The sequence below is a fragment of the Pauljensenia sp. UMB3104 genome (assembly GCF_030217285.1).
GTDB lineage: Bacteria > Actinomycetota > Actinomycetes > Actinomycetales > Actinomycetaceae > Pauljensenia.
Genome location: NZ_JASONN010000319.1, coordinates 1 through 269, shown reverse-complemented (window position 1 = coordinate 269; position 269 = coordinate 1). Strand labels below are relative to the sequence as shown.

At 75.8% G+C, this 269-nt stretch carries 1 pseudogene; it reads right to left on the bottom strand.

The features are described from left to right. A pseudogene (locus QP415_RS11870) lies at positions 1 to 269 on the bottom strand (hypothetical protein); the annotation flags it as partial.

Sequence of the window (269 nt, the reverse complement as noted above, 5' to 3'; positions counted from 1 at the left end):
CAGGCTCAGCGCTCGGCGCGGGTGCCGGGGCCGGGTCCGCGGTCGGAGAGGGAGCCGGAGCAGGCGCCGGATCCGTCGTCGGTGCGGGGAACGGCGTCGGCATCGGTGCGGGGTCAACGCTCGGAGCAGGCGCAGGTGCGGGATCCGTGGTCGGAGCCGGCGCCGGATCGACGGTCGGTTCAGGCGACGGAGCAGGATCCGCAGTGGGCGCGGGAGCAGGGGTCGGGTCCACAGTCGGCTCAGGTGCCGGAGTCGGCTCAGGTGCCGGG